Source organism: Pseudomonas sp. LPH60 (assembly GCF_030718165.1).
Classification (GTDB): Bacteria; Pseudomonadota; Gammaproteobacteria; order Pseudomonadales; family Pseudomonadaceae; genus Aquipseudomonas; species Aquipseudomonas danubii.
Window position 1 is genome coordinate 25,706 of the sequence record NZ_JAVAJH010000012.1, and the last position, 13,935, is coordinate 39,640.

The 13,935-nt window shown below is 63.2% G+C and carries 10 protein-coding genes; 9 read left to right on the plus strand and 1 reads right to left on the minus strand.

The features are described from left to right. Positions 1-4 precede the first annotated feature (4 nt). The 3 genes from Q8O96_RS30155 (at position 5) to Q8O96_RS30165 (ending at position 2,278) form a co-directional block, all read left to right on the plus strand. Positions 5-1,396 (plus strand): efflux transporter outer membrane subunit, encoded by a 1,392-nt coding sequence (locus Q8O96_RS30155; RefSeq protein WP_305950011.1) that lies wholly within the window; start codon positions 5-7, stop codon positions 1,394-1,396. Positions 1,397-1,512: 116 nt separating this feature from the next. Beyond that, the gene (locus Q8O96_RS30160; protein ID WP_102861754.1) at positions 1,513-1,812 is read left to right on the plus strand and encodes a DUF3349 domain-containing protein; all 300 of its coding nucleotides are present in this window, start codon (positions 1,513-1,515) and stop codon (positions 1,810-1,812) included. Between the two features lie 28 nt (positions 1,813-1,840). Continuing rightward, the gene (locus Q8O96_RS30165) at positions 1,841-2,278 is read left to right on the plus strand and encodes an SMI1/KNR4 family protein (protein WP_115580559.1); all 438 of its coding nucleotides are present in this window, start codon (positions 1,841-1,843) and stop codon (positions 2,276-2,278) included. A 52-nt stretch (positions 2,279-2,330) separates the two neighbouring features. Here the strand turns inward: Q8O96_RS30165 and Q8O96_RS30170 are convergent, their stop codons facing one another. Then, positions 2,331-3,959, minus strand: coding sequence for a PvdJ/PvdD/PvdP-like protein (locus Q8O96_RS30170; RefSeq protein WP_102861756.1), 1,629 nt, complete (start codon positions 3,957-3,959; stop codon positions 2,331-2,333). Between the two features lie 173 nt (positions 3,960-4,132). Between Q8O96_RS30170 and pvdM the strand changes: the two genes are divergently transcribed. From pvdM to Q8O96_RS30200, 6 genes are all read left to right on the plus strand, one after another. Further along, positions 4,133-5,476 (plus strand): pyoverdine-tailoring dipeptidase-like protein PvdM, encoded by a 1,344-nt coding sequence (pvdM, locus tag Q8O96_RS30175; RefSeq protein ID WP_305950012.1) that lies wholly within the window; start codon positions 4,133-4,135, stop codon positions 5,474-5,476. Positions 5,477-5,508: 32 nt separating this feature from the next. Continuing rightward, on the plus strand, positions 5,509-6,795 hold the full coding sequence (locus tag Q8O96_RS30180; protein WP_305950013.1) for an aminotransferase class V-fold PLP-dependent enzyme: 1,287 nt from the start codon (positions 5,509-5,511) through the stop codon (positions 6,793-6,795). 47 nt (positions 6,796-6,842) lie between these two features. Continuing rightward, positions 6,843-7,733: a formylglycine-generating enzyme family protein gene (locus tag Q8O96_RS30185; protein ID WP_305950014.1), complete on the plus strand. Its 891-nt coding sequence runs from the start codon at positions 6,843-6,845 to the stop codon at positions 7,731-7,733. 32 nt (positions 7,734-7,765) lie between these two features. After that, positions 7,766-8,785 carry a GNAT family N-acetyltransferase gene (locus Q8O96_RS30190; protein WP_305950015.1) on the plus strand — a complete coding sequence of 340 codons (1,020 nt, stop codon included), beginning with the start codon at positions 7,766-7,768 and terminating at the stop codon, positions 8,783-8,785. Between the two features lie 324 nt (positions 8,786-9,109). Beyond that, positions 9,110-10,765 (plus strand): cyclic peptide export ABC transporter, encoded by a 1,656-nt coding sequence (locus tag Q8O96_RS30195; RefSeq protein ID WP_305950016.1) that lies wholly within the window; start codon positions 9,110-9,112, stop codon positions 10,763-10,765. A 113-nt stretch (positions 10,766-10,878) separates the two neighbouring features. Beyond that, positions 10,879-13,356 (plus strand): TonB-dependent siderophore receptor, encoded by a 2,478-nt coding sequence (locus tag Q8O96_RS30200; RefSeq protein WP_159426431.1) that lies wholly within the window; start codon positions 10,879-10,881, stop codon positions 13,354-13,356. The last annotated feature ends 579 nt before the right edge of the window (positions 13,357-13,935 follow it).

A 13,935-nucleotide genomic window follows, 5' to 3' on the forward strand; every position in this document is an offset into this window, starting at 1 on the left:
ATCGATGAAAACACCCCTGAGCCTCCTGGCCGCCTGCATCCTGCTGGCCGCCTGCAGCAGCCCCGCACCGCGCCCGGACAGCGGCCTGCAAGCCCCCGCCACCTGGCAAACAGCCAACACCCCCGCCGCCCAGGTCGACAACCGGCAATGGTGGAGCCAGTTCGCCAGCCCGGACCTGGACCGCCTGATCGCCCAGGCCCGCGATGGCAGCTTCGATCTGGCCGCAGCGGTGGCCCGGGTGCGCCAGGCCCAGGCCAGCGCCGTGATCGCCGGCGCGCCACTGCTACCCGAGCTCAAGGGCGGGCTCAACGCCAACCGGCAGAAACTGCTGCGCGGCAAGGGCTACAGCAAGTTGGACGCCACCAGCGACAACCAGGCCGTGGACTATTTCGATGCCAGCCTCAGCGCCAGCTACGAGATCGACTTCTGGGGCGGCCGCCACGCCGCCCGCGACAGCGCCCTGCTGGGGGTCAAGGCCAGCGAGTTCGACCGGGCCACCGTGGAACTGACCCTGCTCAGCGGCGTCGCCAACAGCTACACCCAGGCCCTGGCGCTGAGCGAACAAAGCCGGATCGCCCAGCTGAACCTGGACAACGCCCTGAACGTGCTCAAGCTGGTGCAGACCCGCTACGACTCGGGCTCGGCCACGGCCCTGGAACTGGCCCAGCAACGCAGCCTGGTCGCCGCCCAGCAACGCCAGTTGCCCCTGGCGCAGCAACAGGCCGAAGAAGCCCGGATCACCCTCGCCGCCCTGCTCGGGCAACCGGTGCAGGCGCTCAACCTGGGCCACCAGGACTTCACCCAACTGCAATGGCCGAGCATCAATGCCGGCGTCCCCAGCGACCTGCTGAGCCGGCGTCCGGACATTGCCAGCGCCGAGGCCAAACTGGCCGCGGCCCAGGCCGACGTCAAAGTGGCGCGGGCGGCCATGTTGCCCAGCGTGACCCTGAGCGCCAGCCTCGGCTCCGGTGCCAGCCACGCCCCGGACCTGCTGCGCAGTCCCTTCTACAACCTCGGCGCCGGGCTCGTGGCACCGATCTTCAACGCCGGGCGCCTGAGCGCCGAACGGGACAAGGCCACGGCCCGCCAAGAAGAACTGCTGGAAAGCTATCGCGGGGCGATCATCAATGGTTTTGCCGATGTGGAGAAGGCCCTCAACAGCATTCGCGGCCTGGACCAGCAACGCCAGTGGCAGAGCGAGGAATTGAACCAGGCGCAACGGGCCTTCGAGATCGCCCAGAGCCGCTACCAGGCCGGCGCCGAAGACCTGCTGACCGTTCTGGAAACCCAGCGCACCCTGTACGCCGCCCAGGATCAGAACGTGCAACTGCGGCTGTCACGGCTGCAGTCCAGCATTGCCCTGTACAAGGCCCTGGGTGGCGGCTGGAATCAATGAATCAGCAAAAGCTCGCATGGCCAGCGGTATCACCACTGGCCATCGTCGCAACGACGGCCGGGGCCCTGATGACCTAGAATCTGCGACCACCAACAGACGCGAGCAACACCCCCACCATGCCCATCGGAACCGAGCTGGACGCCTCCCTGGCAGACGTACTGTCGATGCTGAAAAGAGCATTCCCGAACGGAGTCAGCCCAACCGATTACCGCCCTCTTCTGGCAGCGCTATATGAACATCTGTCAGATCGAAACCTGGCGAATGTCATCTCACAGCTCACCCACAAGGACCCGGATCTGGTCCTCAACGAGATCTACGAGGCCGTGACCAGCAAGAAACCGAAAGCCCAGGAGATAGCATCGCTAACTCAGCGCCTGAACCATCACGGAGCCTCTGAAACACTGGCCGACAGCTGATGCATCGCCCCTCAAGAAGACCAGGACAATGAACTTCAGTGAATTTGAACAACTGCTGAATGCCAAGAAGAACCTCCATCCGATCTGGTTTGAGCTCCCTTCGGACAGCGCCGCCACCGAGGAGGACATCACCGAGGCTCAAAATGACCTGGCGCTGCGACTTCCTGTCGAGTACCGCCAGTTCCTGCTGAAGCATGGGGGCGGCTACTTTGCCTTGGGAATCGTCTACTCACTGGACAGAGACAGCGATTTCAACCTGGCCAGAATCAATCGACAACACCCACTGATTGGCAAGTGTCATCTGTTGTTTTCAGAGAACGGCTGCGGCGACTTCTACGGATTCCGGATTGAAAACACCCAATGCCTGGCAGAGGTGTGCTTTTTTGATCATGAAACCCAAGCATGGCAGCAGACCGGATACCCAGAACTGTTCAGCTTCCTGGCCGAAGTGGCCCTTTCGATCTGAACACCCCTAGCAACGACCTCCAGACTCGAAGTTCACGATCAGTCCGGCGCCGCTACAGCAGTCGCTGCCTGACCTTCAAATGCCGCGCATACCAGGGCCGGCGAGGCACCTTGCGCAGCAGATCGGCCAACTGCTTTTCATCCTCGATAAAGGTGATGCGCAGGGCCAGCTTCATGGTTTCCGGGTCCATCTCCACGGTCTTGCCGGTCTGCAATCCAGGGATGGTGCTGCAACCGTGGGTCACCGGCCCCAGCCAGGGATCGCCGGCCTCGACCCAGCGCCCCGGGGCGAACCAGGGCACGCCATTGACTTCCAGACGCTTGAGCTCGCCGGGATGGAAACGTTCGTGGGCACGGAACCAGTCCTCCAGGCGGTCGTCGATCCAGCCATGAAAACGCCAGAACACCGGGCTGACATGGGAGGAGAACGGATCGCCGAGAAAGTCGTTTTCCGGCTGGTACCAGCGCGGGGAAAAGTCCGCCGGATCGCGGGCCATGGGCACCGGTGCACCGCTGGAAGGATCACGCGGCACCGAGGCCCAGCGCATGTGCAGCCAGTCGTGCAGGCCCAGTTCGATTTCCGAGCCGAACTGACCCAGGGTCAGGTTCGCCAGGTAGCGCGGGTTGCGGTACTGCGACTCCCAGACCTGGAAGTTGCTGTGGTAGGTCTCGCCGGCCTTGATGTCGCTGACCCACTGGCTGTAGTCGTCATCGTCATCGGCCAGCCACGCCGGCGGCAGGGAACCGCCGTCATGGTTGTCGAAATAGCGGGCGAAACCCAGGCGATCACGCAGCAGTTCCGGCTGCGGCAGGGGGAAATGCTGCCAGGACGGCAAGTCCTGCATGGAACGCGCCGTGCCCAGCATGTGCCGATGCATGAAGAAGAAATCGATACCCGAGCCGTTGCGATCCTTCTTCGGACCGCGCGCATCGCGCTCCTGCCCCCGAGGACCGGGCTGCCAGCCGATGCCGCGCAGGGCGTCACGCTTCTCTTCGGAAAGCCGGTGCCACTTGTCCCGGGTCGCGTGCCACAGCTGGTGGAACAACCGATGCTCGGGCGACACCAGCCAGGCCAGCAGCGTCGGGTTCAGGCCAATACGCTGGCGAGCCTCGGGAAACATCTGCTTGGTGGCGACAAAGCGGTTGTCCAAGGCGGGCAGCGCCAGGGGCCGGTCCAGACGCTCGACACGGCCGCTCAGGGTGCCGCTGCCGGCGTTGGCGAAATCGGCCCAGACTTCATCCAGGCTCATCTTGAACTCATAAGTGGCGGCACCGTCCACCGCCGTGGCAGGAATCAATCGCCAGTACATCTCACCCGGCTGTGGGCTCACCAGGTCGGCAACGATCCGGTAGCGCGGCTCGGCGGCGCCGCGCAGGCCCTCGGCGGTATCCAGGTAACCGCGCAGGCCACGCCCGCGCTGGGCGATGTCGAGAAACACTTCCAAGTCCTGGCGCCCCAGGCCATCGAGCCCGGCATCGGCGCCTTCAAAGCGAATGCTCCAGATGCCCCGCAACTGGTCCGCCAAGCGTTGCCCGGCGGTATCCGCCAGCTCCACCGTGGCCTCGCCCGGGGTGATCGGGAATTCCTCACGCGTCAATTCGCGATGCACATAAAACGCCGCCGGCACGGCAGCGCCAGTCAGCGCCAAGCCCGCCATGAACCCTCGTCGAGAAATCGTCATTGCCCTACCTGTGTCAGCCCTGATGCAGGCTTTATCCAAGCTAGAACGTTTATTGCCCACGGAAATTTACCGCCCGCGCAGGGGACTTAAATTTCTTCGTCACTGGCTCGTTCTTCCCAGATAGCAAAGGCCCCCGTGCCTGCACCTTGACGGCGAAACCGACTGAGATGGCAATGACAAAACCACGTTCGAAGAAGGCTCTTTACATCGGCCTGCCGCTGGCCCTGGCGATTGGCGCCGGCTTCCTGGCCTGGGACTACTGGTTCAGGGACAACCCGGGCTACCCGGTCAAGGTGATGAAGCAGGCCGAAGAATTGCAGGAGCGCATCCTCTCCTTCGACAGCCACATTACCGTGCCCCTGGATTTCGGCAGTGCCGGCAACGAGGCCGACAAGGACGGCAGCGGCCAGTTCGACCTGGCCAAGGCCGGACGCGGGCGCCTGTCCGGCGCAGCCCTGACGATTTTCGGCTGGCCGGAAATCTGGAACGGCGCAAATGCCCCTCATCGTCCCACGGCGGGCTTTGTCGACGCCGCGCGCAACGAGCAGGAAGCACGCTACAAGATCCTCACCGGTATGGTCCGCGACTTCCCCAACCAGGTGGGCATTGCCTATACCCCAGACGACTTCCGCCGCCTCAACGGCGAAGGCAAGTTCGCGGTGTTCCTCAGCATGCTCAACGCCTACCCCCTGGGCACCGATCTCGACCAGCTCGATCACTGGGCGGCCCGGGGCATGCGCATGTTCGGTTTCAGCTACGTGGGCAACAACGCCTGGTCCGACTCCTCGCGTCCACTGCCGTTCTTCAACGACACCCCGGACGCCCTCGGCGGCCTGTCCGACCTGGGCCGGCAGGCCGTGCACCGACTCAACGACCTGGGGGTGATCATCGACGTCTCGCAGATGTCGACCAAGGCCCTGGAGCAGGTCAGCCAACTCAGCCGCGCGCCCTTCGTCGCTTCGCACTCGGCGCCCCGGGCCCTGGTGGATATCCCGCGCAACCTCAGCGACAGGGAAATGCAGCTGATCAAGGACAGCGGCGGCGTGGTGCAGATCGTCGGTTTCCCCACCTACATCCGTCCCCTGAGCCAAGCGACCCGGGACAAGCTCAACGCCCTGCGCGCGCGTTTCGACCTGCAACCCTTGACCGGGCTGGAAATGGCCCTGATGCCCGGCGACGCCATCATCACCGTGTGGCCCGAACAGCGTTTCGGCGAATACGCCGGCGAGCTGTACAGCATTGTCGAAGCAGAACCCAAGGCCACCCTCAAGGACTTCGGCGACGCCATCGACTACGCCGTGAAGAAGATCGGCATCGACCACGTCGGCATCAGTTCGGACTTCAACGACGGCGGCGGCCTGGACGGCTGGAAGGATGTCAGCGAGGGCCGCAACGTCACCGCCGAACTGCTGCAGCGCGGCTACAGCGAAGCGGATATCGCCAAGCTCTGGGGCGGCAACTTCCTGCGGGTCTGGGAGCAGGTGCAGAAATCCGCCAAGCCCCTGGCCCATCGCTGATCCCCCCTTTTGCCAACCAGTGAAATGAGCTCATGACCGATCGCCGTACATTTCTCAAACAGGCCGGCATCCTCGCCGCCGGCCTGCCTCTGGGCGCCGGCGCCCTGGCCGCGTCCGGCACCAGCACTAGCGCCCCGTCCCCTGCGCCCAAGGACCCATGGGCGCAACTGCGCCTGCTGTTCGACCAGGACCCGGACTCCATTCACTTTTCCAACTTCCTGGTGACCTCGCACCCAAGGCCCGTGCGTGAAGCCATCGAACGGCATCGCGCCAATATCGACCGCAACCCGGGGCTGGCCATGGACTGGGACCTGCAGGAACCCTGGAAACGCGAGGCCGAGGTGCGTCGATGGGCGGGCCGCTACCTGCAAGCCAAGCCCGGCCAGATCGCCCTCACCGGCAGCACCAGCGAAGGCCTGGCGATGATTTACGGCGGCCTTCACGTGCGGCTCGATCAAGAGATCCTGACCACGGTCCACGAACACTACGCCACCGAATACAGCCTGAATTTCCGCGTGGCCAAACAAGGCACCCAGGTGCGCAAGATCAGCCTGTTCAAGGACCCGCACCGGGTGTCCAAGGATGAAATCCTGGGCTCGATCAAGCGCAGCATCCGCCCCAATACCCGAGTCCTGGGCATGACCTGGGTGCAGTCGGGCAGTGGCGTGAAGCTGCCGATCGGCGAGATCGGCCAGTTGGTGGATGAGTTCAACCGCAACCGCGACGACAAAGACCGAATCATCTATGTGGTGGATGGGGTCCATGGGTTTGGCGTGGACAACCTGGACTTCCCCGACATGCACTGCGACTACTTCATTTCCGGCACTCACAAGTGGATGTTCGGCCCTCGCGGCACCGGGATCATCTGCGCCCGTTCCGAAGAGCTCAAGGACGTTACCCCCAGCGTGCCGACCTTTTCCGAGGACAACAATTTCGCTACCAGCATGACCCCCGGCGGCTACCACGCCTTTGAACACCGCTGGGCCCTGGATGAAGCCTTCAAGCTGCACTTGCAGCTGGGCAAGGCCCAGGTCCAGGCGCGCATCCACGCCCTCAACAGCTACCTCAAGCAACGTCTGCAGGAGCTCCCCCAAGTGGAGCTGGTCACCCCCCTGAGCCCCGAGCTGTCAGCGGGCTTCACCTTCTTCCGGATCAAAAATCAGGACTGCGACCAGTTCGCCGCCTACCTGATGGCCAATCGGGTGGTGGTCGATGCCGTGGACCGGGACGTCGGTCCGGTGATCCGTACCGCGCCTGGCCTGCTCAACGACGAACAACAGATCGATCGCTTCATGGACCTGCTGCGCAAAAAAGTCTGAAACCGCTCCTCCTTGCGCCCTGCGTCACTTTTAAAAAGAGAGTCATGATGAAACAGCATTCACTGAGCACCGCCCTCCGCCCGCCCCTGGCCAGCCTCTCCCTGGCCCTGCTGCTGAGCCTGTTGCTGCCGACCGCCGCCCAGGCCGCCGCCTCGCCCCAGCCGGGCAAGGTGTTCAAGGACTGCAAGGACTGTCCGGAAATGGTGGTGCTGCCCGCCGGCACCTTCACCATGGGTACCCCCGCTGACGAGGTCGGCCGCCAGGAGGACGAAGGTCCGATGCATGAAGTGACCTTCGCCAAGCCATTCGCCATCGGACGCTTCCAGGTCCTGGCCGGCGAATGGGCCACCTACCTGAAGGAAACCGGCTACCAGATGCCCGACGGCGACACGCGCCCCGGTCGCGAATGCAAGGCCGGTAAACCCCGTTACCCAGTCGGCCCGCGCCAACCGGCGGTGTGCCTGGACTTCAACGAAGCCCAGGCCTACACCGCCTGGCTGTCCAAGCGCACCGGCCAGCACTACTACATCGTCAGCGAAGCCATGCGCGAATACGCGGCCCGCGCCGGCAGCACCGGCCCCTTCCCCTTCCCTTTCGACGAGGGCAAGGAATACAGCATTGCCAAGCACGCCAACACCTACGGCCCGGAAGACGGCTTCAGCTTCACTTCGCCCGCCGGCTCCTTCCCCCCTAACGCCTTTGGCGTCTACGACATGCACGGCAATGTCTACGAGTTCACCCCCGACTGCTGGCATGACAGCTATGTCGGCGCCCCCACCGACGGCAGCGCCTGGACCGAGCCCAACTGCAGCGTCCTGCAGATGCGCGGCAACGACTGGACCGAAGCGCCGATTTTTTCCCGCTCAGGCAACCGCAACAACATCTACCCCACCGATCGTGGTGACTGGCTGGGGTTCCGGGTTGCCCGCGACCTTTGACCCTTCCCCTCATCGACTGACGGAGACACACCATGAAAGCAGCTTTGTTCACCCTGTCGCTGAGCGACGGTTCCACCGCCAGCGTGCATGACGCCGAAGAGAACCAGGGCAGCCTGCACACCGAGGGCTTCGCGGCACTGACCTTTCGCAGCGATGGCGAACTGATCGTGATCGCCGGCGAGATTGCCCCCAACTACCCGGCCAGCGCGCTGCTGGCCTTGTTGGGCGGGCATTTCTGCTACAAGAAAAAGTCCGCCCAGGTGCGGGTTCGCCTGCGTGCCAGCCGCGACTTTGCCGTGTCAGCCATCCGCCAGGGGGTCTTTGACACCTTGCTCGCCGTCGATGCCCACCAGGTGGAGCTACAGTGCCGACGCAGTACCTTCTGGCAGCACCCGCTGCCCTGGCTCAGCGCTCCGGCCAGCGCCCACACCGCGCCCTTCTACCAGTTCAGCGGCGAGAAACGTCACCCGCAACGCCCGCCACTGCCCCAGGGCGAGGTGTACCGCCGTCGTCTGCCGGGGCTCAACACCGAGTTCAGCCTGCGCACCATCGATCCGGACCGTGACCTGCAAGCCTTCAATCGCTGGATGAACCTGGAACAGGTGGCGTTCTTCTGGGAGCAGGCCGGCAGCCTCGACGAGCACGCCGCCTATCTGCAAGACATGCTCGCCGACCCGCGGGTCCATCCGCTGATCGGCTGCTACGACGACGAGCCCTTCGCCTACTTCGAAGTCTACTGGTGCAAGGAAGACCGCATCGCCCCCTACTACGACGTGCAGGACCACGACCGCGGCTGGCACGTGGTGGTGGGCGAGAACAAGCACCAGGGCATCGGCAAGCTCAAGGGCTGGTTCAATTCGCTGATGCACTACATGTTCCTGGATGATCCACGTACCCAGCGCATCCTTGGCGAACCGCGCATCGACCATGACCGGCAGATCGACTTCCTCAAGTCCCAGGGCTTCGGTCACTTGAAGGACATCCAACTGGCCCACAAGAAAGCCGCTCTGCTGCGCCTGGAACGCGAGTTCTTCTTCGATCGGCCACTTTGAGCTGATCCAGCGGTCGCTGCAGCCTCCCGGCAGCGACCGGCGCACGGCGCGACGCCGGGCCTGCGCTAAATCCCCCCAGTGCCACTTCGTCTTCTCTGCAACGGTCTTGAGTCAAGCCCCGTCCCGAACGCGACAGCCTCCTCAAGCCCGGCATTGCAGCGCACTGCACGCCGCGTCGCGCTGTGCACCCCGGACCCTTGCCCGTATGTCGATCCATTTCAGAGGAAGCGCACCAGATGAACCCGACGGCTGCACCCCGGCCCCCATGCCCCAACGCAAACCGCCTCTCACCCGCCCTTATCCGTGCTTGAACCAGGAGTCATCATGAACAGCCCTCCGCGTAGCCGCAGCGCCATCCGTGACCTGCTGGGCCTGCTCAAACCTTTCTGGCCCACCGTGGCCGTCTCGATCGTGCTGGGCATCATCGGCGGCCTGAGCATCACCGTCCTGCTGGCGACCATCAACCAGGCCCTGAACGGCGCCGACGGCCTCAGTCGCGGCGTGGTCCTGACCTTCGCCGGGCTGTGCCTGCTGGCGCTGCTGTGTTCGATTCTGTCGGACATCGGCAGCAACTACGTCGGCCAGCACATCATCAGCAAGCTGCGCAAAGACCTGGGGGAAAAAGTCCTCAGCGCGCCCATCGAGCAGATCGAACGCTATCGCAGCCATCGCCTGATCCCGGTACTGACCCACGACATCGACACCATCAGCGACTTCGCCTTCGCCTTTGCGCCACTGGCCATTTCCCTGACCGTGACCCTGGGCTGCCTGGGTTACCTGGCCCTGCTCTCATGGCCGATGTTCCTGCTGATGCTGGTGGCCATCGTGATTGGTTGCAGCGTGCAGTTTGTTGCGCAAACCAAGGGCATCAAGGGCTTCATGGACGCCCGGGATGAAGAGGACAACCTGCAAAAGCACTACAACGCCATTGCCGACGGCGCCAAGGAACTGCGCATCCACCGGCCGCGCCGCAACCGCATGTTCAACCAGCGGATCAAGCACAGCGCCGAGCACATCTGCAACAAACAGATCGAGTCGGTGAACATTTTCATCGTCGCCAAGACCTTCGGCTCCATGCTGTTTTTCGTGGTCATCGGCCTGGCCCTGGCCCTGCAGTCCTTCTGGCCCAACAACGACCGCGCAGTGATGAGCGGCTTCGTCCTGGTGCTGCTGTACATGAAGGGCCCCCTGGAATTGCTGATCGGCAACCTGCCGATTGTCAGCCGCGCCCAGGTGGCCTTCCGCCGCATCGCCGAACTGTCCGAGCGCTTCTCCTCCCCCGAACCGCACCTGCTGCTCAGTGAAACCGCAAGCCAACCCCAGACCGTGCACAGCCTGGAACTGCACGATGTGCGCTACGCCTTCCCGACCGTCGAAGGCAGCGCGCCCTTTGCCCTGGGCCCGGTGAACCTGCGGATCAAGCAGGGCGACATCGTCTTCATCGTTGGCGAGAACGGCTGCGGCAAGACCACCCTGATCAAGCTGCTACTGGGCCTGTACCGACCCCAGGAAGGCGAGATCCGCCTCAACGGCCGCCCTGTCACCGCCGAGACCCGCGACGACTATCGACAACTGTTCACCACCATCTTTGCCGACTACTACCTGTTCGATGACCTGGTCCAGGGTGGCGAACAACTGCCCGAAGAGGCCGAACAGTATCTGCGCCGCCTGGAGATCGGGCACAAGGTGAGCATCCGCGACGGGGCCTTCACCACCACCGATCTGTCCACCGGGCAACGCAAGCGACTGGCGCTGGTCAACGCCTGGATCGAGGAACGCCCGGTGCTGGTGTTCGACGAATGGGCCGCCGACCAGGACCCGACCTTCCGGCGGATTTTCTACACCGAGCTGCTGCCGGACCTCAAACGCCTGGGCAAGACCATCATCGTCATCTCCCACGACGATCGCTATTTCGACATTGCCGACCAGTTGGTGCGCATGGAAGCGGGCAAGGTCAGTTGCGAACTCGAACCGGCCTGATTTTTTTCGTATCGGCTTTCCGGTTTTCGGGAAGTCGAACGTCTCATAACAAGTTTGAGAAACATTCACATTTAAAACGAATTCCCATTGCCGCTTAATAAGAGCAAATGAACATGCCAGCACCTCTTGGACTCACCCCCCTGAAAAAAGCCCTGCTCATGCGCCATGCGCTGCGGCCGAGCTTGCGTCCCTATCTGCTTGGGGCCGTATTGGCGCTGCCCTGTGCCGCCCAGGTACAGGCCCAGCAAGCCAATTTCGATATTCCTGCACAGTCCCTGGGCAGCGCCTTGCAGACTTTCGGCCAGCAAGCCGACCTGCAAGTGCTCTACAACCAGGACAGCGTCCAGGGCAAGCGCAGCACGGCGATCAAGGGCGCCTTGCAGCCCGACCAGGCCCTGTCGCAACTGCTGCGCGGGACCGGGGTGAGTTATCAGCGCCAAGGCAACACCGTGACCCTGGTGCAAAGCAGTGGGGCTGTGGAGCTGGGGACCATGAACATTTCCACTCAGGGGCTGGGGAGCACCACTGAGGGGACCGGTTCCTACACCACCGGACAAAGCAACTCGGCCACGCGCATGGACCTGTCGCTGCGCGAAACGCCGCAGTCGGTGAGCGTCATCACCCGCCAGCAGATGGATGACCAAGGGTTGACCGAACTGGCGCACGTCATGCAGCAGACCCCCGGGATCACGGTCAACCGCGAGAGCTCCGAAGGCTACGTGTATTACTCGCGGGGCTTTGAAATCCAGAACTTCCAGTACGACGGCATTCCCAGCCTGGGCACCGACGGCGGCAACATCCGCGACAACTACAGCATCGGCAACACCCTGATCTACGACCGTATCGAAGTGCTCAAGGGCGCTACCGGCCTGGTCAACGGCATCGGCTATCCGTCCGGGGTGATCAACATGGTGCGCAAGCGCCCCACCCGGGAATTCCAGGGCCACGTCGCCGCCGGCGCCGGTTCCTGGGACCGCTACACCAGCGAAGTGGACGTTTCCGGCCCGCTGGTGGAAGGCGGTGCGATACGCGGACGGATGGTGGCCGGCACCGGCAAGCGCAACAGCTTCATCGACTACCAGAAAGGTGAACAGAACGTTTTCTACGGCATTCTCGAAGGCGACCTGAGCGATTCCACCACCCTCAGCGTCGGCTACGACTACCAGAAGAACAACAACGACGCCACGACCAACACCAGTTTGCCGGTGTTCTACAAGAACGGTAATCGGATCAAGTTCTCCCGTTCCACCAACCCGGCGGACAAGTTCGCCTACCGCAACCAGGAAACCCAGCACGCCTTTGTCGGCCTCGATCACCAGTTCGACAACGACTGGACCTTCAAGGCGACAGTCAATACGCGCAAGTACACCTCGCGGGAAATCATCGCCGGCATGTCCAGCGAGCACGTCAATCTCGACAACAGCCAGGACTATGGCTACCTGCCGCCGGGCGGCGTGGCCAACTTCGGCTCCAACAGCGACGAGAAGTCCTTCGATGCCTACGCCAAGGGTCCGTTCGCGCTGTTTGGGCGCACCCACGAACTGGTGCTGGGCTACAACTATTCCCACGCCACCACCCGCTCCAAGCGTATCGACGGCACCACCACTGGAGTCATCGACGACGTGCTGAACTGGAACAACAGCATGCCCTACCCGACCGACTGGGCCTGGTGGTCGACCTTCGACATCAAGAGCACCCAGAAAGTCTCCTACGCAGCGGTGATCCTCAAGCCCACCGATGCCCTGAACTTCATACTCGGTGCCCGGGTCACCGACTACGACTGGCAGATCGATCGGGTCAACGCCCTGCGCCAACTGCCGAGCATCTCCACCACCAACTCCGGGGAAGTCATTCCCTATGCCGGCATCACCTATGACCTGGACGACTACCACACGGTCTACGCCAGCTACACCGACATCTTCAAACCGCAGCCCTACAGCCTGGACGTCAGCGGCAAGTCCCTGGAGCCGCTCACCGGTCAGAGCTACGAAGTGGGGGTCAAGGGTGAATACTTCGACCGTCGCCTGAACGCCAGCCTGGCGCTGTTCCAGCTCAAGCAGGATAACCTGGGCGAGAATACCGGCGTCATGGGCGTTGACGGCTTCGAGGCCATGCGTGCGATCAAGGGCGCCACCACCAACGGCGTCGAACTGGAAATGGCCGGTGAAGTGCTGCCGGACTGGAACGTCAACGCCGGCTACGTCTACCAGGAGTCCTACGACGCCAAGAACAAGCGCGTGGCCACCACCCAGCCACAGCACTTGTTCAAGGTAGCCACCACCTATCGCCTGCCTGGCGAACTGAACAAAGTCACCGTAGGCGGCAACATGCAATGGCAGAGCTCGACCTCCTTCGTCGACAACAGCTTCGTCGATGCCGCCTACAACCAACTGCCCAGCCACAAATTCACCCGTGCCAGCTACGCCGTGGTGGGCCTGATGAGCAGCTACGACTTCAACCAGAACCTCAAGGCCACGGTCAACCTGAACAACGTCTTCGACCGCAACTACTACAGCGGTATCGGCACCTACAACTCGATCTACTACGGCGACCCGCGCAACGTCATGTTCAACGTCAAATACAGCTTCTGATTCCCTCCAGTTGAACCCCTCCCTGCCCCGGTCACCGGGGCGGGGATTTTTTGCCCGAGGCGCCAGCCTCGACCCGATGTTTCGCCCCCAGTCTTCGGCATTGCCATTGGATTTGCGCTCCGGCGAAGAGGCCCGCAAGCCATACAGCGCCCGAGCCAAAGCCTTGTTGGCAAGCCAGCTTCAGGGGAATGAGTGCGCGCGTTCAGCTTCAGGCCGGCCGCAAGGCCGCCGTCTGGCTCTTGATTTTGATCTTGATCTGAACGCCCCGTTAACCACTATGGCCGAACGCAGGCATTGAGCCGTGGGTAACCCGGCAGGGATGCCGGGTTAGGCGCCACCCGGCCGGGATGGCCGGTGGCGGCCCACGGATCAACGCCGGAGTTCGGGCATGCCTCGCTATGCGAGGCACCAAGTGGAGGGGCAAAGCCCTTTGGTTACTTTGGGGCCCCAAAGTGACTCGCCGTAAGGGCGAAACCGCCAGCCGCCGCACCCGCAGCAATGGATATGCCCCCTCCCAACCGCCAGCGGCCAGCCCCGCAGCAATGGACCTGTACTCCAACCCACGCCGCAAAAGCCCAA

What these genes read in the sequence shown, in the direction of transcription:
- Q8O96_RS30170 (WP_102861756.1), bottom strand. Translation starts at nt 3,959, where the DNA reads ATGACGATTTCTCGACGAGGGTTCATGGCGGGCTTGGCGCTGACTGGC.
- pvdM (WP_305950012.1), top strand. Translation starts at nt 4,133, where the DNA reads ATGACAAAACCACGTTCGAAGAAGGCTCTTTACATCGGCCTGCCGCTG.
- Q8O96_RS30180 (WP_305950013.1), top strand. Translation starts at nt 5,509, where the DNA reads ATGACCGATCGCCGTACATTTCTCAAACAGGCCGGCATCCTCGCCGCC.
- Q8O96_RS30160 (WP_102861754.1), top strand. Translation starts at nt 1,513, where the DNA reads ATGCCCATCGGAACCGAGCTGGACGCCTCCCTGGCAGACGTACTGTCG.
- Q8O96_RS30185 (WP_305950014.1), top strand. Translation starts at nt 6,843, where the DNA reads ATGAAACAGCATTCACTGAGCACCGCCCTCCGCCCGCCCCTGGCCAGC.
- Q8O96_RS30155 (WP_305950011.1), top strand. Translation starts at nt 5, where the DNA reads ATGAAAACACCCCTGAGCCTCCTGGCCGCCTGCATCCTGCTGGCCGCC.
- Q8O96_RS30200 (WP_159426431.1), top strand. Translation starts at nt 10,879, where the DNA reads ATGCCAGCACCTCTTGGACTCACCCCCCTGAAAAAAGCCCTGCTCATG.
- Q8O96_RS30165 (WP_115580559.1), top strand. Translation starts at nt 1,841, where the DNA reads ATGAACTTCAGTGAATTTGAACAACTGCTGAATGCCAAGAAGAACCTC.
- Q8O96_RS30190 (WP_305950015.1), top strand. Translation starts at nt 7,766, where the DNA reads ATGAAAGCAGCTTTGTTCACCCTGTCGCTGAGCGACGGTTCCACCGCC.
- Q8O96_RS30195 (WP_305950016.1), top strand. Translation starts at nt 9,110, where the DNA reads ATGAACAGCCCTCCGCGTAGCCGCAGCGCCATCCGTGACCTGCTGGGC.